Source organism: Kosakonia sp. 1610 (assembly GCF_050435845.1).
Classification (GTDB): Bacteria; Pseudomonadota; Gammaproteobacteria; order Enterobacterales; family Enterobacteriaceae; genus Kosakonia; species Kosakonia cowanii.
In genome coordinates this window covers 1,515,847-1,536,338 of the sequence record NZ_JBNDKZ010000001.1, presented here as the reverse complement: position 1 = coordinate 1,536,338, position 20,492 = coordinate 1,515,847, and the positions used below count along the sequence as shown (strand labels likewise).

Annotated in this window: 23 protein-coding genes and 1 other annotated feature; of the genes, 17 read left to right on the top strand and 6 right to left on the bottom strand. The window is 54.1% G+C overall.

Going from position 1 to position 20,492, the window contains the following annotated elements:
* Positions 1 to 71: 71 nt before the first annotated feature.
* On the bottom strand, positions 72 to 362 hold the full coding sequence (gene ghoS, locus ABIC80_RS07390) for a type V toxin-antitoxin system endoribonuclease antitoxin GhoS (RefSeq protein WP_094420092.1): 291 nt from the start codon (positions 360 to 362) through the stop codon (positions 72 to 74).
* A gap of 92 nt (positions 363 to 454) precedes the next feature.
* The gene (pfkB, locus tag ABIC80_RS07385) at positions 455 to 1,387 is read right to left on the bottom strand and encodes a 6-phosphofructokinase II (RefSeq protein ID WP_429176281.1); all 933 of its coding nucleotides are present in this window, start codon (positions 1,385 to 1,387) and stop codon (positions 455 to 457) included.
* Between the two features lie 286 nt (positions 1,388 to 1,673).
* Here pfkB and ABIC80_RS07380 point away from each other — a divergent pair, with 286 nt between their 5' ends.
* Both ABIC80_RS07380 and ABIC80_RS07375 read left to right on the top strand, forming a co-directional pair.
* Positions 1,674 to 2,429 carry a DUF481 domain-containing protein gene (locus ABIC80_RS07380; RefSeq protein WP_200133136.1) on the top strand — a complete coding sequence of 252 codons (756 nt, stop codon included), beginning with the start codon at positions 1,674 to 1,676 and terminating at the stop codon, positions 2,427 to 2,429.
* A 245-nt stretch (positions 2,430 to 2,674) separates the two neighbouring features.
* Complete coding sequence (locus tag ABIC80_RS07375; RefSeq protein WP_429176279.1) at positions 2,675 to 2,878, top strand: hypothetical protein; 204 nt, start codon at positions 2,675 to 2,677, stop codon at positions 2,876 to 2,878.
* Positions 2,879 to 3,041: 163 nt separating this feature from the next.
* On the opposite strand, the gene ABIC80_RS07370 is transcribed toward ABIC80_RS07375, so the two are convergent.
* The gene (locus tag ABIC80_RS07370) at positions 3,042 to 4,487 is read right to left on the bottom strand and encodes a flagellin (protein ID WP_429176276.1); all 1,446 of its coding nucleotides are present in this window, start codon (positions 4,485 to 4,487) and stop codon (positions 3,042 to 3,044) included.
* Positions 4,488 to 4,714: 227 nt separating this feature from the next.
* On the opposite strand from ABIC80_RS07370, the gene fumD reads away from it, so the two are divergent.
* From fumD to selO, 15 genes are all read left to right on the top strand, one after another.
* Entirely contained in the window at positions 4,715 to 4,927 is a 213-nt protein-coding gene (gene fumD / locus ABIC80_RS07365) for a fumarate hydratase FumD (RefSeq protein ID WP_042715883.1), read from the top strand.
* Between the two features lie 551 nt (positions 4,928 to 5,478).
* Entirely contained in the window at positions 5,479 to 7,407 is a 1,929-nt protein-coding gene (gene thrS / locus ABIC80_RS07360; RefSeq protein WP_094420089.1) for a threonine--tRNA ligase, read from the top strand.
* 3 nt (positions 7,408 to 7,410) lie between these two features.
* Complete coding sequence (gene infC, locus ABIC80_RS07355) at positions 7,411 to 7,953, top strand: translation initiation factor IF-3 (protein ID WP_071789579.1); 543 nt, start codon at positions 7,411 to 7,413, stop codon at positions 7,951 to 7,953.
* Positions 7,954 to 8,045: 92 nt separating this feature from the next.
* Positions 8,046 to 8,243: a 50S ribosomal protein L35 gene (gene rpmI / locus ABIC80_RS07350; RefSeq protein ID WP_001124225.1), complete on the top strand. Its 198-nt coding sequence runs from the start codon at positions 8,046 to 8,048 to the stop codon at positions 8,241 to 8,243.
* Positions 8,244 to 8,288: 45 nt separating this feature from the next.
* Positions 8,289 to 8,645 carry a 50S ribosomal protein L20 gene (rplT, locus tag ABIC80_RS07345; protein ID WP_007374646.1) on the top strand — a complete coding sequence of 119 codons (357 nt, stop codon included), beginning with the start codon at positions 8,289 to 8,291 and terminating at the stop codon, positions 8,643 to 8,645.
* 119 nt (positions 8,646 to 8,764) lie between these two features.
* Positions 8,765 to 8,889: a sequence feature (Phe leader region), on the top strand.
* Positions 8,770 to 8,814, top strand: coding sequence for a pheST operon leader peptide PheM (gene pheM / locus ABIC80_RS07340; protein WP_001386830.1), 45 nt, complete (start codon positions 8,770 to 8,772; stop codon positions 8,812 to 8,814). Its footprint overlaps the feature before it by 45 nt.
* 40 nt (positions 8,890 to 8,929) lie before the next feature.
* Entirely contained in the window at positions 8,930 to 9,913 is a 984-nt protein-coding gene (pheS, locus tag ABIC80_RS07335; RefSeq protein WP_429176273.1) for a phenylalanine--tRNA ligase subunit alpha, read from the top strand.
* A gap of 14 nt (positions 9,914 to 9,927) precedes the next feature.
* Positions 9,928 to 12,315, top strand: a complete 2,388-nt coding sequence (gene pheT / locus ABIC80_RS07330; RefSeq protein ID WP_429176270.1) for a phenylalanine--tRNA ligase subunit beta — start codon at positions 9,928 to 9,930, stop codon at positions 12,313 to 12,315.
* Between the two features lie 4 nt (positions 12,316 to 12,319).
* Positions 12,320 to 12,619 (top strand): integration host factor subunit alpha, encoded by a 300-nt coding sequence (gene ihfA, locus ABIC80_RS07325; protein WP_006820203.1) that lies wholly within the window; start codon positions 12,320 to 12,322, stop codon positions 12,617 to 12,619.
* 101 nt (positions 12,620 to 12,720) lie between these two features.
* On the top strand, positions 12,721 to 13,701 hold the full coding sequence (gene btuC / locus ABIC80_RS07320; RefSeq protein WP_429176506.1) for a vitamin B12 ABC transporter permease BtuC: 981 nt from the start codon (positions 12,721 to 12,723) through the stop codon (positions 13,699 to 13,701).
* 34 nt (positions 13,702 to 13,735) lie between these two features.
* Positions 13,736 to 14,287, top strand: coding sequence for a glutathione peroxidase (locus ABIC80_RS07315; RefSeq protein ID WP_429176267.1), 552 nt, complete (start codon positions 13,736 to 13,738; stop codon positions 14,285 to 14,287).
* Complete coding sequence (gene btuD, locus ABIC80_RS07310; RefSeq protein ID WP_429176264.1) at positions 14,287 to 15,036, top strand: vitamin B12 ABC transporter ATP-binding protein BtuD; 750 nt, start codon at positions 14,287 to 14,289, stop codon at positions 15,034 to 15,036. The genes ABIC80_RS07315 and btuD overlap by 1 nt, the downstream gene beginning before the upstream one ends.
* 78 nt (positions 15,037 to 15,114) lie before the next feature.
* Positions 15,115 to 15,579: a C40 family peptidase gene (locus ABIC80_RS07305; protein ID WP_042715841.1), complete on the top strand. Its 465-nt coding sequence runs from the start codon at positions 15,115 to 15,117 to the stop codon at positions 15,577 to 15,579.
* A gap of 312 nt (positions 15,580 to 15,891) precedes the next feature.
* On the top strand, positions 15,892 to 16,605 hold the full coding sequence (locus ABIC80_RS07300; RefSeq protein WP_094420086.1) for an EAL domain-containing protein: 714 nt from the start codon (positions 15,892 to 15,894) through the stop codon (positions 16,603 to 16,605).
* Between the two features lie 62 nt (positions 16,606 to 16,667).
* Positions 16,668 to 18,110 carry a protein adenylyltransferase SelO gene (gene selO / locus ABIC80_RS07295; RefSeq protein WP_429176261.1) on the top strand — a complete coding sequence of 481 codons (1,443 nt, stop codon included), beginning with the start codon at positions 16,668 to 16,670 and terminating at the stop codon, positions 18,108 to 18,110.
* 1 nt (position 18,111) lies between these two features.
* Here the strand turns inward: selO and hemP are convergent, their stop codons facing one another.
* From hemP to ppsR, 3 genes are all read right to left on the bottom strand, one after another.
* On the bottom strand, positions 18,112 to 18,291 hold the full coding sequence (gene hemP, locus ABIC80_RS07290) for a hemin uptake protein HemP (RefSeq protein WP_263752407.1): 180 nt from the start codon (positions 18,289 to 18,291) through the stop codon (positions 18,112 to 18,114).
* Between the two features lie 144 nt (positions 18,292 to 18,435).
* A complete protein-coding gene (gene aroH, locus ABIC80_RS07285) occupies positions 18,436 to 19,482 on the bottom strand; it encodes a 3-deoxy-7-phosphoheptulonate synthase AroH (RefSeq protein WP_429176259.1) in 1,047 nt (348 codons plus the stop codon).
* A 151-nt stretch (positions 19,483 to 19,633) separates the two neighbouring features.
* Positions 19,634 to 20,467, bottom strand: coding sequence for a posphoenolpyruvate synthetase regulatory kinase/phosphorylase PpsR (gene ppsR / locus ABIC80_RS07280; protein ID WP_042718155.1), 834 nt, complete (start codon positions 20,465 to 20,467; stop codon positions 19,634 to 19,636).
* Positions 20,468 to 20,492 lie beyond the last annotated feature (25 nt).

The window sequence follows — 20,492 nt, the reverse complement described above, 5'->3', positions numbered from 1 at the left end:
GTTAGCGCACTAAAGCTGTGAAAAAATTCGACTTAACGCACACCAGGCGCACGCACGGCGCAGGATGGCACTTATTGCTCTTGTTGCCGCCACGTTTCCCAGGTGGAAACCGTGACATCGGTTTTTCGCCCGACGGCGCTTTCGGCCAGGCCGCTGGCGAGATCATGAACCTCTTGCTCATTTAAGGCGCTAATCAGGCCGAAGGTGTTGGTGCCCAGATCGTGCACCTTGCCATCGTCGTCCGCCATGGTGATAAGAAAGCCCGCAAGTGTAAAGTGGTTATTCAGCTCATTAATATCCGTTAGCGTCTCATCGTGAAATTTCACCGTGACGACGTAGCGGTTGATGCCATCGCTACTCATATTTCACCTCATTGTTAATGCAAATTTTTTTAGCATAGTCGGCGACGACTATTTGTCGACCATCGCCAGCGACTCTCGCTGCGTTAACGCGCTTAAGCACCGCATAAGTAGTCGTAGATCTTTTGCGTATCTTCACTGGCACACAGGCGCGTACCCTGATTGATGGTTGCCGCGCTGCCGGCTGCGACGCCAAAGCGCACCATATCGTCGAGCGGGGCATCTGCGGCAAGCTTAAGGGTCATGGCACCGACCATGCTGTCACCCGCACCAACGGTGCTCTGGCTTTTCATCGGCGGCGGCACAACCTGAACATGGCCCTGCTGATCCACCCCCAGCGCCCCTTGCGGCCCAAGCGAGACCACTACGCGGCGCGCTTTGCCGCTGTTAATGATCTCCTGCGCGGCACGCAATACGTCATGGGGTTGGTTGAGCGGTCGGCCAACCAGCGCGCTCAGCTCTTTCTGGTTGGGTTTGACCAGTTCGATATTGCCAATCTCCAGCGCAGCGGCCAGCGCTTCGCCTGAGCTGTCGATAATGCAGCGGATCCCCTGTTTTTGCGCGACCGTAATCAACTGCGTCAGTTTTTCAAGCTGTACACCAGGCGGAAGACTGCCGCTGATGACCAGAATCGCGCCGCTCTCTATCGTCAGCACTCTCTCTTCTATCTGGCGGAATTCATCTTCGCTGAGGGCAGCGCCGGGCATCACAAAGCGATACTGCTCGCCGCTCGCTTCAACGTGCACATGCAGGTTCTGTCGCGTCCAGTCGGCGGTCTGCACGCTGAGGGTCGGGACATGCTCATCGGCGAGCAGGGCAGTCAGGTGTTCACCGGTTGCGCCGCCCGCCGGGAAAATCGCGGTAGCTTTGCCGCCGAGGTGGGCAATGGCGCGGGCAACATTAATTCCGCCGCCACCCGGTTCAAAAACCGGCGAGGTGCAACGGAGTTTTCCTTCCGGATAAATTTGCGGCGTTATTGTCGCGCTATCGAGAGATGGCGCGAGCGTTAGCGTATAAATCGATACCATATTGACCTCCTGTTACGTAGGGTGCAGTAAGCCTGGCACCATTTACAGCGAAGGGAAAGTAAATAACAGTATGATTTTAAATACGATATTATTTTTACAGTGATATTTCGGAATCTATAACAATTATTCTGAGATCTCTCTTATTCAAAAAATCAAATAAGATTTCATTGATATGTTTAAGCGGTCTTTTTATAATTTGTTACCTTTCTGCGGACCGTTGGTCATTGATCCATAAGAAAGTTTCCGGGACCGTGTTGGTCTCATTTACTGTACGGATTTTAAAAAAATGAAGCTTTTTAAGACAGTACCCGCGCTGGTTGTAGCTGCGGGCGTGCTTGCGTCGATGAATGCTGTCGCAGATGATACCGTTTTTACTGTCATGGATGACCCCGCCTCCGCGAAAAAACCGTTTGAAGGTAATGTTAACGGTGGCTATCTCGGTCAGTCAGGCAACACAAAGAGTTCCTCTTTGACGGCTGACTCTACCCTGACATGGTATGGCGATTCTACGGCCTGGTCCCTGTGGGGCAACGCCAGTAATACCTCGTCTAATGACGAACGTTCTTCCGAGAAGTATGCCGTTGGTGGTCGTAGCCGTTATAACATGACTGACTACGATTACCTGTTTGGCCAGGCGAGCTGGTTAACCGATCGCTACAACGGTTACCACGCCCGTGACATCGCCACCGCCGGTTATGGTCGTCAGTTCCTGAATGGCCCGGTTCACAGCTTCCGTCTCGAATTCGGTCCGGGTGTACGTTATGACAAGTACACTAACGGCGATACCAAAACGACGGCGCTGGGCTATGCGTCTGGCACCTATGCGTGGCAGTTCTCTGACAATGCGAAATTTACCCAGGGCGTTTCGGTGTTTGGTGCGGACGATACCACTGTCAACTCCGAAACCGCGCTGAACGTGGCGATTAACTCCCACTTCGCGTTGAAAGTTGCCTATAACGTAACCTGGAACTCCGAGCCGCCATCATCGGCACCGGATCATACCGATCGCAGAACGTCGATTACCTTAGGCTACAAAATTTAACTGGACGGGCCGGATTATCCGGCCCGTTTTTATTTACACTCAGGGCGCAATTCGCCGGTTAATTTTATTTAAGTCCGCTCCTGCACTTTCTCTCCACATTTCCTCTTTGAGAAACATATTCAGTTTATTTGACACGAACGGCTAAATAAATTGACTGGGAAAAAGTGTGATCCAGATCTACAATTCTTGCTGTGGGCACGCTGCTGCCCGGCCAGTTAAATCTATTTCAGCAAGAGAATTCAATTATGAAAACAATCACAGCAACCGCCGCCGCGCTGGTTATTTCTGCGCTCTCTTTCAGCGCATTCGCGGCACAGCCTGCACAATCTACTAATCACATCACCAGCATCGAAGCGGGTTCAAACATGATCCCCGGCACGCATGCAGTAAAAGGTACTAATGACGCTGCTTTTAATGCGCATACGCTGGTAGCCGGTGGATGGGAATAAAGATTATTCTTAGCAGTTTCATCTGCTTAATTTAAAAACCGGATTATGCGGTACCGGTTTTTAAATTTGGCAAGACAGACTTAATAATGAGTCGATTCTGAAAAGTTATTTATAAAAAGTGCACGAATAACGCTTATCTCTGGTTGCGTTAAATCTCAGAGTATTAGCTACGCAGGAGAGAAAGAATATTCTCCGCCGCCTGGTTGGCCACTTTTAGCACGGCGTCCTGACCCTGCTGTAACAGCTGCGCTTTAGCCATCTTGCTCGCTTCCAGCGCGTAATCTGCATCTTCTATCCGGCTCTTTGCCGCCTGCGTGGCGACACTCTGCTGCGCCAGCACCGATTTGTTTGATTCAAAACGATTAATAAAAGCGCCATATTGCGCGCGGTAACCGCTCACTTTCTCCAGCGCCTGGTCGAGTTTGCCCATCGCCTTACCTGCGGTGGTTTCTGACAGCAGATCCGTGCCGGTTAAGCCAAGGGATTTAACATCCGCGGGCGTGGTCGGAATGGTCGTTGATTTGATCTCATCCCCGACAGTGGCGCTGGTTACCACTTCCCACGGCCTGCTCTGCTTAGGTGGCACTTCCGGCGTAATGGTCGGTTTTGGCAGGTCGCCCCAGGTCAGGTTGCTGGTGAAAGAACCGCTACCCACGATCATCACCACCAGATCTTCGGTGACATTATCTATTTTTAACCGCTCAAGGCGGTTCGAACCATTGCTGCCATCATTGTAGGCCGCAGCGGACTCGTAACGATCGCCATCGCCGCTGTATTTGATGGTCATGCCGTGATAGGCGAGCGTCTCGCTGCCATTTAATGCCCAGGATGTACCCCCTTCAATCAGCAGCGAGTCATCATAGGTGGCGCCACTCTTGAAACCGTTCGCTGGAGTCAACACGCGGCTGGTCGCCTTCGCAGAATCCGTGATACCACGGCTTTTCCAGGTGTAGTCCGGGTCGCTGCCGTTAATTGGCGTGCCTGCCAGATGTTTACCGTCACGCGTAAAGAGCTGAATATCGTCATCCAGACCGAGCGAGTCGATGGTCAACGTAATATTTTTCGCCCCCGCCGGGATATAGGCCAGCGAGACGATCCCAGAACTGAAAGAGTAGTCCGTCCCGCTCACCGGAAATTTCGTACTCAGCGGCGGTACATCGCCGATAAGCTGCGGCGGTAGCTCTGGCGAGTCCGTTGCCAGCGGATAAGAGCCGAAAATCTCGGTGCCTTCGGAAATCGACTGAATGGTATCCAGAATACTTTTATATTCATTCTGAATGCTCTGTCTGTCGCCTTCGGAAAGCGTGCTATTGCCGGCCTGGATAGCCAGGCTTTTAGCGCGAATCAGCCGTTCGCTAATGGTACTCAGGCCACCATCGGCGGTCTGCGCCATGCTGATGGCGTCATCAAGCCCGCGGGAAACCACGGTGTCTGCGTTGCTATTAGAACGCATACGATTGGCGATGGCCTGGCCTGCCGCATCGTCTTTTGCGCCATTGATTCGAAAGCCTGACGATAAACGCTCAATTGACTCTTGCAGAGTCGATGAGGTCGTTTTTCGAACCGTCAGGTTCAATCCCGTCATCTCGTTGTAATTGATCGCTTGCATTACCGTCGCTATATCATTCAAACCACGAATGCTCTATTTATCGGCAACAGGAGTGAGTTTCTTTAAGGTAAATCGATAAGGAAATTTAACTTTGTGCAACTGTATAAAAAACAAGTCCTTTTACATTTCCGCTATAGATTTGCTGTGTTGTGGCACACTTACAGGCAATGGGTATAAGGACAGGTTGCGTTTTACTCAAGGCTTTCTAATGAAAAAAGTGGGGCGATATGGGCAAGTTGAATGATGCGGCGTTATACGATGAGATGTGCCGGGTGGTGGGCAAGGTGGTGCTTGAGATGCGTGACCTGGGACAGGAGCCTAAGCATATTGTTATTGCGGGTGTGGTAAGAACCATGCTGGCTAATCAGAGAATTAAACGTACCGAACTGACCGAAGCGGCGATGGAAGAGGTGATTCGCGCACTGGGTTTCGACGCCTGAGCCGGGTTTCAACAGGGCACGCATTGCTGCGTGCCCGGGAGAAGCGAAAGCCCTAGCGTCGTTTTCTCGGGGAAACCGGAAGGGTTTGTGAATATTTCACTTTGCTGTGTTTATAGAAGGCAAAAAAAACAATCGCAATCAGCAGAACAATGGCTAAGATATAAACTATTACCATGATTTATCAGTGGGTTAGGGGTTAATGGGAAGCCAAATAGACTGCTTCCACCCCTGTTGTGTCAAGATGGCAAAGCAAAATCAGATAATACCTTCCTTGCGCCAGCACAGTTGAATGGCGACTTACTCCCCAATAGAGCCGAAAAAGGGCGCAAAAACGATCCGCGCCACACTAGCCCTTTCAACGCCGAGTGCAAATGTGTACTATTGTCGGGTACTTAACAGCAGCGGGTAAGGGTAAAGTGCGGTCATTACCGTTCGATACATATTCCGCAGAGTGAAGCGAGAAAACTTATCTAAGCGGCTGTTATATCTTTGAAATCTCATTTTGCATGTGCTCTTTCGTGTGGCGCACCACTGCAAATTAAGGAAATGAAATGCCTGTAATTACGCTTCCTGATGGCAGTCAACGCCATTATGACCACGCCGTAAGTCCCCTGGATGTCGCGCTTGATATTGGCCCTGGCCTGGCGAAAGCTTGCATTGCCGGGCGCGTCAACGGTGAACTGGTCGATGCTTCAGATATCATCGACAGTGATGCAAACCTTGCTATCATCACCGCAAAAGATGAGGAAGGGCTGGAGATTATCCGCCACTCCTGTGCGCATCTGTTGGGCCATGCTATCAAGCAACTGTGGCCGCACACCAAAATGGCGATTGGTCCGGTTATCGACAACGGTTTCTATTATGACGTTGATCTCGATCACACCCTGACTCAGGAAGATATCGACGCGCTCGAAAAACGTATGCACGAGCTCGCCGAATCCAACTATGACGTTATCAAGAAGAAAGTGAGCTGGCAGGAAGCGCGTGAAACGTTTGTCGCACGCGGTGAAAACTACAAAGTCTCCATTCTTGATGAAAATATTGCCCATGATGATAAGCCTGGCTTGTATCATCATGAAGAATACGTCGATATGTGCCGTGGTCCGCACGTACCGAATATGCGTTTCTGCCACCATTTCAAACTGATGAAAACGGCGGGCGCTTACTGGCGTGGCGACAGCAACAACAAGATGCTGCAGCGCATTTACGGTACCGCATGGGCAGATAAAAAAGCGCTTAACGCCTATCTGCTGCGTCTGGAAGAAGCCGCAAAACGCGACCACCGTAAAATCGGCAAGCAGCTTGACCTGTACCATATGCAGGAAGAAGCGCCGGGTATGGTATTCTGGCACAACGATGGCTGGACCATTTTCCGTGAACTGGAAACGTTTGTACGCTCTAAGCTGAAAGCGTACCAGTACCAGGAAGTGAAAGGCCCGTTTATGATGGACCGTGTGCTGTGGGAAAAAACCGGCCACTGGGACAACTACAAAGATGCTATGTTTACGACCTCTTCGGAGAATCGTGAGTACTGCATCAAACCGATGAACTGCCCGGGACATGTGCAGATTTTCAACCAAGGGTTGAAATCCTACCGCGACCTGCCGCTGCGTATGGCGGAGTTCGGTAGCTGCCACCGTAATGAACCTTCGGGTGCGTTGCACGGTCTGATGCGTGTGCGCGGCTTTACGCAAGATGATGCGCACATCTTCTGTACGGAAGAGCAGGTTCGCGATGAAGTGAACGCCTGCATCCGTATGGTCTACGATATGTACAGCACGTTTGGCTTCGAAAAGATCGTTGTCAAACTCTCCACCCGTCCCGAGAAACGTATCGGTAGCGACGAGATGTGGGATCGTGCTGAGGCGGATCTGGCAGTTGCGCTGGAAGAGAACAATATCCCATTTGAATATCAGCTGGGTGAAGGCGCATTCTACGGTCCGAAAATTGAATTTACCCTGTATGACTGCCTCGATCGTGCATGGCAGTGCGGAACGGTACAGCTGGACTTCTCCCTGCCGGCTCGTCTGAACGCCTCTTATGTGGGCGAAAGCAACGAGCGTCAGGTTCCAGTTATGATTCATCGCGCAATTCTTGGGTCACTGGAGCGCTTTATCGGCATCCTGACTGAAGAGTTCGCAGGCTTCTTCCCAACCTGGCTTGCGCCGGTGCAGGTAGTGGTCATGAACATCACTGATTCACAGTCTGAATATGTCAACGAATTGACCGAGAAACTGCAAAATGCAGGCATTCGTGTAAAAGCAGACTTGAGAAACGAGAAGATAGGCTTTAAAATCCGCGAGCACACTTTACGTCGTGTCCCTTATATGCTTGTTTGTGGTGACAAAGAGGTTGAAGCCGGCAAAGTTGCTGTGCGTACCCGTCGCGGTAAAGACCTGGGTAGCCTTGACGTAAATGAAGTTATCGAGAAGCTGCAACAAGAGATTCGCAGCCGCAGTCTTAAACAACTGGAGGAATAAGGTATTAAAGGCGGAAAACGAGTTCAAACGGCGCGTCCCAATCGTATTAATGGCGAGATCCGCGCCCTGGAAGTTCGCTTAACTGGTCTGGAAGGCGAGCAGCTTGGTATTGTGAGTCTGCGAGAAGCTCTGGAAAAAGCTGAAGAAGCCGGGGTTGATTTAGTTGAAATTAGCCCTAACGCCGAGCCGCCCGTTTGCCGTATAATGGACTACGGCAAGTTCCTCTATGAAAAGAGCAAATCTTCTAAGGAACAGAAGAAGAAGCAAAAAGTTATTCAGGTCAAGGAAATCAAATTCCGACCTGGTACAGATGAAGGCGACTATCAGGTAAAACTCCGCAGCCTGATTCGCTTTCTTGAAGAGGGCGATAAGGCCAAGATCACACTGCGTTTCCGCGGTCGTGAGATGGCCCACCAACAGATCGGTATGGAAGTGCTTAACCGCGTGAAAGAAGATCTGGTCGAACTGGCAGTTGTCGAATCCTTCCCTACGAAGATCGAAGGCCGCCAGATGATTATGGTGCTTGCTCCTAAGAAGAAACAGTAAGGCCATCAAGTAATTAAACCTGTGGGCCTCGTGCTCGCGGGTTTAGTTCGCCTTTGTTTCGTTTATTAACAATGCGAAGTGGAAATTGAAAAATGCCAAAGATCAAAACCGTACGCGGTGCTGCTAAGCGCTTCAAAAAAACCGGTAAAGGTGGTTTTAAGCACAAGCATGCTAACCTGCGTCATATTCTGACCAAAAAAGCTACCAAGCGTAAACGTCACCTGCGTCCGAAAGCCATGGTTTCTAAAGGCGATCTGGGCCTGGTCATCGCGTGCCTGCCGTACGCATAAGTCGTTAACCTTTTAACTTTTTAATTAGAATATACAGGAGAGCATATGGCTCGCGTAAAACGTGGTGTGATTGCACGTGCACGTCATAAGAAAATTTTGAAACAAGCTAAAGGCTACTACGGCGCGCGTTCACGCGTTTACCGTGTTGCCTTCCAGGCTGTTATCAAAGCTGGTCAGTACGCTTATCGTGACCGTCGTCAGAAAAAGCGTCAGTTCCGTCAGCTGTGGATTGCACGTATCAACGCAGCAGCACGTCAGAACGGTATTTCTTACAGCAAATTCATCAACGGCCTGAAAAAAGCCTCTGTTGAAATTGACCGTAAGATCCTGGCTGACATCGCCGTATTCGACAAAGTGGCATTCTCTGCCCTGGTTGAAAAAGCGAAAGCAGCTCTGGCGTAAGCCAGTTTAAGAGAGGGAGCCTGGCTCCCTCTTTTGCTTTAACAGTATCAATACATTGACTTTTTGCCGTGATGCGTTTTCAATAGCCCATCGTCGCCACGTAGCCGATTAAGGTAATGCAAGCATGAATGCTGCTATTTTCCGCTTCTTTTTTTACTTTAGCACCTGAATCCAGGGGGCTTGCGCGTGAAAGAAGAAACGGAAAACAGCGCCAGAAAGCCTCCCTTGTGGAGGCTTTTTTTGTATCTGCCGCGTGTAAATATCGTCATATAACGAGGAAAACCATGTCACATCTCGCAGAGCTGGTTGCCAGTGCGAAGGCAGCCATTAACGATGCCTCAGATGTCGCCGCGCTGGACAACGTACGCGTCGAATATTTGGGTAAGAAAGGGCATCTGACCCTTCAGATGACCACCCTGCGTGAGCTGCCGCCAGAAGAGCGCCCGGCTGCCGGAGCGGTAATCAACGAAGCGAAAGAGCAGGTTCAGCAAGCACTGAACGCGCGCAAAAACGATCTCGAAAGCGCTGCGCTGAATGCCCGCCTCGCTGCTGAGACCATCGATGTCTCCCTGCCGGGCCGTCGTATTGAAAATGGCGGTCTGCACCCGGTGACCCGTACCATCGATCGTATCGAGAGCTTCTTTGGCGAGCTGGGCTTTACCGTCGCCACCGGGCCGGAGATCGAAGACGATTACCACAATTTTGACGCGCTGAACATTCCGGGCCACCATCCGGCACGTGCCGATCACGACACCTTCTGGTTCGACGCCACGCGTCTGCTGCGTACGCAGACCTCAGGTGTGCAGATCCGCACCATGGAGCATCAGCAGCCGCCGATCCGCATTATTGCCCCGGGCCGCGTCTACCGTAACGACTACGATCAGACCCACACCCCGATGTTCCATCAGATGGAAGGGCTGATCGTTGATAAAAACATCACCTTTACCAACCTGAAAGGGACGCTGCACGACTTCCTGCGTAACTTCTTTGAAGAGGATCTGCAAATCCGCTTCCGTCCCTCCTACTTCCCGTTCACCGAACCCTCCGCCGAAGTGGATGTGATGGGTAAAAACGGTAAATGGCTGGAAGTGCTGGGCTGTGGCATGGTCCACCCGAATGTGCTGCGTAACGTTGGCATCGACCCGGAAATCTACTCCGGCTTCGCGTTTGGCATGGGGATGGAGCGTCTCACCATGCTGCGCTACGGTGTGACAGATCTGCGCGCATTCTTCGAAAACGATTTGCGTTTCCTCAAACAGTTTAAATAAGGGCAGGCGAAACAATGAAATTCAGTGAACTGTGGTTACGCGAATGGGTGAACCCAGCGGTTGATAGCGAAGCGCTCTCCGGGCAGATCACCATGGCCGGCCTGGAAGTGGACGGCGTTGAACCGGTCGCCGGTGCGTTTCATGGTGTAGTGGTTGGCGAAGTGATGGAGTGCGCTCAGCACCCGAACGCTGACAAACTGCGCGTAACAAAAGTGAACGTGGGCGGCGATCGCCTGCTGGATATCGTCTGCGGCGCGCCAAACTGCCGTCTCGGTCTGAAAGTGGCCGTTGCGACCGTCGGCGCGGTACTGCCGGGCGATTTCAAAATTAAAGCGGCGAAACTGCGCGGCGAACCCTCTGAAGGGATGCTCTGCTCCTTCTCCGAACTCGGTATTTCCGACGATCACAACGGCATCATTGAACTGCCGGCAGATGCGCCGATTGGCACCGACATTCGTGAATACCTGAAGCTTGAAGACAACACTATCGAAATCAGCGTCACGCCAAACCGCGCCGACTGCCTGGGTATTATCGGTGTCGCTCGCGACGTTGCGGTGTTGAATAAATCCCCGCTGAACGAGCCAGAAATCGCACCGGTTGCCGCCACCATTAACGATACGCTGCCGATCGTTGTGGAAGCGCAAGAGGCCTGTCCGCGCTACCTGGGCCGCCTGGTCAAAGGTATCAACGTCAGCGCGCCGACGCCGCTGTGGATGAAAGAGAAGCTGCGTCGCTGCGGCATTCGTTCAATCGATGCGGTAGTCGATGTCACCAACTACGTTCTGCTTGAGCTCGGCCAGCCGATGCACGCTTTCGACAGCGATCGCCTGGAAGGCGGCATCGTGGTGCGTATGGCGAAAGAGGGCGAAACGCTGGTGCTGCTCGACGGCAACGAAGCGAAGCTGAGCACAGACACGCTGGTCATTGCTGACCAGAAAAACGCGCTGGCAATGGGCGGTATCTTCGGCGGCGAGCATTCAGGTGTAAACAGCGAAACGCAAAACGTTCTGCTGGAGTGTGCTTTCTTCAACCCGCTCTCCATTACCGGTCGCGCGCGTCGTCACGGTCTGCACACTGATGCTTCTCACCGCTACGAGCGCGGCGTCGATCCGAAGTTGCAGTATAAAGCGATGGAGCGCGCCACGCGCCTGCTGCTGGATATTTGCGGCGGTGAAGCGGGCCCGGTTATTGACGTGACTAATGAAGCCTCTCTGCCGAAACGCGCCACTATCCGTCTGCGTCGCAGCAAGCTGGACCGCCTGATTGGTCATCACATTGCCGATGAGCAGGTGAGCGATATTCTGACCCGCCTTGGCTGCGAAGTCACCGCAGGCCAGGATGAGTGGCTGGCGGTCGCGCCGAGCTGGCGTTTCGATATGGAGATCGAAGAGGACCTGGTGGAAGAGGTTGCCCGTGTTTACGGTTACAACAATATTCCTGACGAGCCAGTACAGGCCGGGCTGATCATGGGCGAACATCGCGAAGCCAACTTGTCCCTTAAGCGAGTGAAAACTATGCTTAACGACAAAGGCTACCAGGAAGTGATCACCTACAGCTTCGTTGATCCGAAACTGCAGCAGTTGATCCACCCGGGCGAAGAAGCGCTGGTGCTGCCAAGCCCGATCTCCAGCGAAATGTCGGTGATGCGTCTCTCACTGTGGACTGGTCTGCTGGGCACCATTGTCTATAACCAGAACCGTCAGCAGAGCCGTGTGCGTATTTTCGAAACCGGTCTGCGTTTTGTGCCGGATACCCAAGCGAACCTCGGCATCCGTCAGGATGTGATGCTGGCAGGTGCTATCTGCGGTAACCGTTATGAAGAGCACTGGGACCTGGCGAAAAACAGCGTTGATTTCTTCGATCTGAAAGGCGATCTGGAGTCTGTGCTGGAGCTGACCGGCAAAACAGGCGCTATCGAGTTCCGCGCTGAGACCAATCCGGCGCTGCACCCGGGTCAATCTGCCGCGATTTATCTGAAAGATAAGCGCATTGGCTTTATCGGCGTGGTGCATCCGGAGCTGGAGCGTAAGCTTGATCTGAATGGCCGCACGCTGGTGTTTGAACTGGAGTGGAATGCCCTTGCAGACCGCGCCGTGCCTCAGGCTCAGGAGATTTCTCGCTTCCCGGCGAACCGCCGCGACATCGCTGTTGTGGTCAATGAAAATGTACCCGCAGCAGATGTTTTGGCTGAATGTAAGAAAGTTGGCGCAAATCAGGTAGTTGGCGTAAACTTGTTTGACGTGTACCGCGGTAAGGGCGTCGTGGAAGGGTCGAAAAGCCTTGCCATCAGTCTGATCCTTCAGGATACCGGCCGTACACTCGAAGAAGAGGAGATTGCCGCTACCGTTGCCAGATGTGTAGAGGCATTAAAAGAGCGATTCCAGGCATCATTGAGGGATTGAACCTATGGCGCTTACAAAAGCTGAAATGTCAGAATATCTGTTTGATAAGCTTGGGCTTAGCAAACGGGATGCAAAAGAGCTGGTAGAGCTGTTTTTCGAAGAGATCCGTCGTGCTCTGGAAAATGGTGAGCAGGTCAAACTCTCCGGCTTCGGCAACTTTGATTTGCGTGACAAGAATCAACGTCCGGGTCGTAATCCAAAAACCGGCGAAGATATTCCCATTACAGCACGGCGCGTGGTGACCTTCAGACCCGGCCAGAAGTTAAAGAGCCGCGTCGAAAACGCTTCGCCCAAAGCTGAATGATTTTGCATTAACCAAAAAGGCCGCCTCGCGGCCTTTTTTCTTTTCAGCATCCGCTATCCCTCTTAGAATCAGTCACCTGGCTGATGAGTAAACGTGAAACCATGCTGGCATACGCCCATCTTCAACAGCAACGCAACCGCCTCTGGCTCGGCGCGCTGGCGCTGTTTTTACTGCTTGCGCTCACTTTGAGTCTTTGCGCAGGCGAGCAGTGGATAGCCCCCAATCGCTGGTTCACTCCTGAGGGTGAGCTTTTCGTCTGGCAGATACGCTTACCGCGCACCCTTGCCGTGCTGCTGGTGGGTGCTGCGCTGGCGCTGTGTGGTGCCACCATGCAGGCGCTGTTTGAAAATCCTTTGGCAGAGCCAGGCCTGCTTGGCGTATCGAGCGGCGCGGGCGTAGGCCTGGTTGCGGCGGTGTTTCTCGGCGGCGGGATGTTGCCCGACTGGGCGCTCGGTCTATGCGCCATTGCCGGCGCATTGATGGTTACGCTTATCCTGCTGCGCTTTGCGCGCCGCCATCTTTCCACCAGCCGCTTACTGCTGGCCGGTGTCGCGCTCGGCATTATCTGCACTGCCTTAATGACCTGGGCGGTCTACTTCTCCACCTCGCTCGATTTACGCCAGTTGATGTACTGGATGATGGGCGGCTTCAGCGGCGTCGACTGGCAGCAGGGCTGGCTGATGGCAGCACTTCTGCCGGTGATGGTGTGGATCTGCCTGCAATCCACGGCGTTGAACGTGTTAGCGCTGGGGGAAATCTCCGCCCGCCAGCTCGGGCTGCCGCTCTGGTTATGGCGTAATCTGCTGGTGGCGGCTACTGGCTGGATGGTAGGCGTCAGCGTGGCGATTGCCGGGGCTATTGGCTTTATCGGGCTTGTGATCCCGCATATTATGCGCTTATGTGGCTTAAGCGATCACCGCGTTCTGCTTCCGGGCTGCGCGCTGGCGGGCGCGGTAGCCTTACTGCTGGCGGATATTGTCTCGCGCCTCGCGCTCAGCGCCGCAGAGCTGCCGATTGGCGTTGTAACATCGACACTAGGTGCGCCGGTGTTTATCTGGCTATTATTGAGGGTCGGGCGCTAAGCCCGGCAACCATCACATTCATTAAGGGGATGTTATGCAACAGAATATTCTGGATACCGAAGTCACCACTATTGATGGCGAAAGGATCTCGCTCAGCGCCTGGCGCGGCAAGGTGCTTTTAGTGGTTAACGTCGCGTCAAAATGTGGCCTGACGCCGCAGTACGAGCAGCTGGAAAACCTGCAGAAAGCGTGGGAAGGGGAAGGCTTTAGCGTGCTGGGCTTCCCGTGTAACCAGTTCCTTGGCCAGGAGCCGGGCTCGGAAGAGGAGATCAAAACCTTCTGTAGCACCACCTATGGCGTCACCTTTCCGCTGTTCAGCAAGATCGACGTCAATGGCGACGCGCGCCATCCTCTCTATGAAAAATTGATTGCTGCCGCACCAACAGCGCTTGCCCCGGCAGACAGCGAATTTTATGAGCGCATGGTCAGTAAAGGCCGCGCACCGCAGGCACCGGGCGATATTTTGTGGAACTTCGAAAAATTCCTGATTGGCCGCGACGGCCAGGTGATTCAGCGTTTTTCACCCGATATGACGCCGGAGGATCCGCTGCTGGTCAACGCCATTAAGCAGGCCGTCTCGAAGTAATGTCGATGCTGATGCAGCTGCAGCAGGTTGCTGAGCCAGGCAGGCTGGCACCGATAAGCGTGTCGCTGCCCCCCGGGCAGATCGTGCATCTTGTCGGGCCGAACGGGGCAGGGAAGAGCACGTTGCTCGCACGTATCGCCGGGCTTTCCGGCGGGCCGGGTAAGATAACTTTTGGCGGCCAACCGCTTGAGCAGTGGTCGGCGACGGCGCTGGCACGGCATCGCGCCTACCTGGCCCAACAGCAGAGTGCACCGTTTGCCATACCCGTGTGGCACTACCTGTCGCTGCATCAGCCTGATAAAAGCCAGCACGCCCTGCTGACCCACATTGCCGGTCAGCTTGGCCTGCAGGATAAGCTGGCGCGGGCAACCAACCAGCTCTCCGGCGGCGAATGGCAGCGGGTGCGGCTGGCGGCGGTGATTTTGCAGATCCATCCGCAGGGCAACGATCACGGGCAGTTGTTGCTGCTCGATGAACCGATGAACAGCCTTGATGTGGCGCAACAGGCGGCGCTGGATGGGGTAATTGGCGAGCTGGCCAGCGCTGGTATTACGGTGGTAATGAGCAGCCACGATCTGAATCATACGCTGCGTCAGGCACACCAGGTCTGGCTATTGCGTGAGGGCGAGTTGCTGGTGAGCGGCGCCAAAGCAAAGGTGATGACACCTGCGCATCTGGCTGACGCCTACGGCATGGTTTTCCAGCAGGTTGAGGTGGAAGGCCACCGAATGCTGATCCCGACCGTGTGACGCAATGGTGACTTGCCACAACTCGCGCTCCCACTGTAGATTAATCCGATAAAAAGAGATAACGAGGCGTATTGCAGAATGCGTATCTGGTTTTTACTGGCGGCAGCGCTTTTCCTTGCAGGATGTAGTTCTCATCGCGCCCCCCCGCCGAACCCACGGCTGTCGGACTCGATTACGGTGATCGCCAACCTGAACGATCAGCTGAGCGAATGGCGCGGCACGCCCTATCGCTATGGCGGAATGGCGCGTTCAGGCGTCGACTGCTCGGGCTTTGTGATGATGACCTTCCGCGACAAATTCGCGCTGCAGTTGCCGCGTGAAACGCGTCAACAGGCGAAGCTTGGCACCGAGATAGATAAAGAGGATCTGCTGCCAGGCGATCTGGTGTTTTTCAAAACCGGCTCTGGCGAGAGCGGGCTTCACGTCGGCATCTACGACACTGATAACGCCTTTATTCACGCCTCAACCAGCCGGGGGGTGATGCGCTCTTCGCTGGATAATGTCTACTGGCGCAAAAATTTCTGGCAGGCGCGACGCATCTGACGCGGCATCGACAGACAGAGAAAAAGGGAGCGCGCGTTATGCAGGCCTCCCTTTTTTTGTTTGCGGCAGCGGAACATTTTCATATAAACCAGGACGTTTCCACTAATTCATTTTTTAAAGTTTAATTATGCTGTTCGCAACTCACCGCCAGGGGGCAGGAGAATGCGGGAGCCAACGAATAACAACGGAGGGGAGGGTAGAAAAATAGAACGGGAAAAAAATGAAGCCAATCTCATTAAAATCAGTAAATATAGAATATTGTCAAACAGCTTTGTTGAAGCCGGATTTCACCCATAATGCGGGGCTGGCAAAATGATAGTTTCACTCGATTACAGCTATCGCTCTGAGCTTTTATTACTCCCGGCAAGAAACGGTAACGGAGTGCTTCAGGGTGTCGAAATTATCGTTAACTTTGTTGGAAAGGACAGCACCGTCCGCGCCCCGACAGAGCTGGTTTTGCCGCGCCTGACGAATGCAGAAAAAGTGACGCTATTTACTGAGCAACTGGCGCTAATTGAAGCCTGCCAGCTCTTTTTAATTCAGCATCACCTTACCGCCTGGATTAATATTTCTCCGGAAATAACCGAGCAATTACTGACGGATGACACGCTGGCGGCGCAGGTAAGAAAATTCCCGTGCCTTGAATTAGCCATCAATGAGAATTATCCAGATCTCAATAGCGGAAAAGAGAACAAAACTCTGTCTCTATTGGCGAAACAATATCCGCTGGTGCTGTGGAATTTCGGCGTTGGCGCTGCGTCAACCAGAGCGGTATTTGACGGGTTGTTTAAACGGGTCATGCTGGATAAAAACTTTATTCACCAACGTTTATCTACGCTTGCCTTCGAACCCTTTATGCGCGCCATCATTTCGCAGGTTGAACCCTATTGCGATGCGGTGATGATTGCCGGCATTGATGATGAGCCGTCGCTGAAGCGCGCAAGGGCGTTTCAGTTCAGCGCCATGCAAGGCGCACTTTGGCCTGCGGTTACCGCCGCGCAGCTGACGTCACTGATCCATCCATAGCCCTTGTGTTGCCCGGTGTTTAAACACCGCGTTAGGCACTACACTAAAAGGCTGGAGGATCTATGACCCTGACTTTTACTACTCGCTGGCGTGATGAACTGCCAGATTACTACACCGCGTTAACGCCCACTCCGCTCAGCAACGCACGCCTTATCTGGCGTAATGCTCCGCTGGCTGAATCCCTCGGCGTGCCCGAGGCGCTCTTTCACTCTGAATCCGGCGCTGGCGTCTGGGGCGGCGAAACGTTGCTGCCCGGCATGTCGCCGCTGGCGCAGGTCTATAGCGGGCATCAGTTCGGTGTCTGGGCCGGGCAACTGGGCGACGGGCGCGGCATTCTGCTCGGCGAACAGCAGCTGGCGGATGGCTCAACCCGCGACTGGCACCTGAAAGGGGCCGGGCTGACGCCATACTCGCGCATGGGCGATGGCCGCGCGGTGCTGCGTTCGACCATTCGCGAAAGCCTTGCCTCAGAAGCGATGCACTATCTCGGCATTCCCACCACTCGTGCGTTAAGCATTGTCACCAGCGACACGCCGGTGATGCGAGAGACCCGCGAGCAGGGGGCGATGCTGATGCGCATCGCGGAAAGCCATGTCCGTTTCGGCCATTTCGAACACTTCTACTATCGTCGTCAGCCCGAGAAAGTGCGTGAGCTGGCCGATTTTGTCATTCGCCATCACTGGCCCCATCTGCAGGAGGAGCCTGACCGCTACGTCGCCTGGTTCCGCGATGTGGTCCGGCGTACTGCCGTGATGATTGCCCGCTGGCAGGCGGTCGGTTTTGCCCACGGCGTGATGAACACCGACAATATGTCGATCCTCGGGTTGACGATGGACTACGGCCCTTATGGTTTTCTTGATGACTACAACCCGGCGTTTATCTGCAACCACTCTGACTACCAGGGGCGCTACAGTTTTGAAAATCAGCCGGTGGTGGCGCAGTGGAATCTGCAACGCCTGGCGCAGTCCCTCTCGCCGTTTATTGCCGTCGATGCCCTGAATGGGGCGCTGGATGAGTATCAGACCGCGCTGCTGACGGAGTATGGCAGCCTGATGCGCAGCAAGCTCGGCCTGTTTGTGCCGCAAGAGGGGGATAACGAGATCCTCAACACGCTGTTTGCGTTGATGGCGCGGGAAGGGAGTGATTACACGCGTACCTTCCGCATGCTAAACCATACCGAGCAGCAGAGTGCGGACTCGCCGCTGCGCGATGAGTTTATCGATCGCAGCGCGTTTGATAGCTGGTTCGCCACCTATCGCCAGCGCCTCCAGCAGGAGGGAATTGACGATGCGCAACGGCAGCAGCAGATGCAGGGCGTTAACCCGGCGGTGGTGTTGCGCAACTGGCTGGCGCAGCGCGCCATCGATGCGGCGGAGCAGGGCGACATGGCAGAGCTGGAAAGGCTGCATGAGATCCTGCGCCAGCCCTTTAGCGATCGCAGCGATGATTATGCCCGCCGTCCGCCGGACTGGGGCAAACGGCTGGAAGTAAGCTGCTCGAGCTAGTTTATTTGGTGAGGATCAGCTTGCCGGCATGGGTTTCGCGCAGCAAATAGCGCTGCCCGTTATGCTCAATCACAACACGGCGCTGTTCGCCGAGCAGCGCCTGGCTGGTGATGTACCGATCGTCGGCCTGAATCTGATCCGGTTTTTCGTGCGGGCTGGTGGGCGTGGCGGGGCTATCCATAGGCAAAGTCGCGCTTAACGGTAAATCAACAATGAGAATTATTATCGATAAACCGCGCAGTGAGGCAAGTGCGTTTCAGGGAGATCGCGCCGATCCCCCTAAAATCTGTAGGTAACCTCTGCCTGGTTCGCAGATGAGCCTGGATCAACCGCGCGTGGCGACGGCGGCGGCCAGTTTTTCCAGCAGCAGGATGCTGTCATCCCAGCCAAGGCACGGGTCGGTGATCGACTGACCATAGATCAGCGGCTGCCCGGCAACGATTTTTTGCGTTCCCTCTTTCAGGAAACTCTCCGCCATCACACCGGCAATGGCCGTTGAACCATTGCGAATTTGCGCACAGATCTCATCACACACCTCAAGCTGGCGGCGATGCTGCTTCTGACAGTTGCCGTGGCTGAAGTCGACCACCAGTTGCTCCGGCAGATCAAACTCGCGCAGCGTGTCGCAGGCATTGGCAATATCCTGCGGGTAAAAGTTTGGCTGCTTGCCGCCGCGCATAATGATATGGCCCCACGGGTTCCCGCTGGTCTGGTAAACGGTCATCTGACCATCTTTGTCCGGTGACAGGAACATATGGCTGGCGCGGGAGGCGCGGATCGCATCCACGGCAATACGGGTATTGCCATCGGTGCCGTTCTTAAAGCCCACCGGGCAGGAGAGCGCCGAGGCCATTTCGCGGTGGATCTGGCTTTCGGTGGTGCGCGCGCCGATGGCGCCCCAGCTAATCAGATCGGCGATAAACTGGCCGGTCACCATATCAAGGAACTCGGTGGCGGTCGGCACACCCAGTTCGTTGACCTGCAACAGCAGCCTGCGCGCCAGTTCGATACCGTGATTCACGCGATAGCTGCCGTTCAAATCGGGATCGGAGATCAACCCCTTCCAGCCGACCACCGTGCGCGGTTTTTCAAAATAGGTGCGCATCACAATCTCTAACTGCGCCTCGTGCTGCGTACGCAGAGCTTGCAGGCGGCGGGCATACTCCATCGCCGCATCCAGATCGTGAATAGAGCAGGGGCCGATAACCACCAGCAGGCGGCGATCTTCACCGTTAAGGATTTTTTCTATACGTCTCCGTGAGGCCGTCACATGGGCGGCGACCTCCGGGCTGACAGGATAGCGCTGTGCCAGCGCCGCAGGCGTCACCAGACTATCAATACGCGCGGTGCGAAGTTCATCTGTTTTGTTCATTAACGATCTCGAAATTAGGGGCTTCAGCGGCAAAAGTGCCGGAAGTGATGCGCTCACCATAAACCAATCGCGGCTGAAAACAAGCCCGCTACAGGGCGCAACACATCAGTGGCAAGCATGATAGCGCAGAATGCATTCATGTACTAGCTTATTAGTACATGCGACGGCTTAATCCCATCATATCGAGCATCTTGGTGGCGATCTCCTCAACGGAGTAGTTGGTGCTGTTAAGGCAGGGGATTTGATGGCGGCGGTAAAGTGCTTCTACTTCGGCCACCTCCATACGGCACTGGCGTAGCGACGCGTAGCGGCTGTTCTCGCGGCGCTCTTCGCGGATGGCGGCAAGGCGCTCAGGATTAATGGTCAGACCAAAGAGTTTATGCTGTAACGGCTTGAGCGCGGCAGGCAGGCCGAGGTTATCCATATCATCCGCAATAAAGGGGTAGTTCGCGGCACGAATACCGAACTGCATCGCCAGATAGAGGCTGGTAGGTGTTTTACCGCAGCGGGAGACGCCGAGCAAAATCACCTGTGCCTGGTCGAGGTTGCGCAACGAAATACCGTCATCGTGCGCCAGTGTGTAATCAATGGCGGCGATACGCGCGTCATACTTGGTCAAATTTCCCGGCGTCAGGCCGTGGGTTCGATGGGCAATCGGCGTCGGATCGAGTTTTAATTCCTGCTGCAACGGGGCCACCAGCGCCTGCACGATATCCTGACAGAACCCCTCACATTGCAAAATAATGGCGCGGATTTCCGGCAACACAATCGAGTAGAAGACCAGCGGGCGATTGCCGGTCTGCTGATAGAGCGCATCTATCTGCTCCTTGACCGCGCGGGCGCGGCTCTCGGTTTCCACGAAAGGCAGGGTGATGCTGCTGACGGCAACCGGAAATTGCGACATCACCGCATGGCCTAATACTTCAGCGGTGATAGCGGTTCCATCGGAAATATAAAACACGTGACGATCGACTGCGTTGTCCATTAATCCCATCCTGAGTGTGATGCGC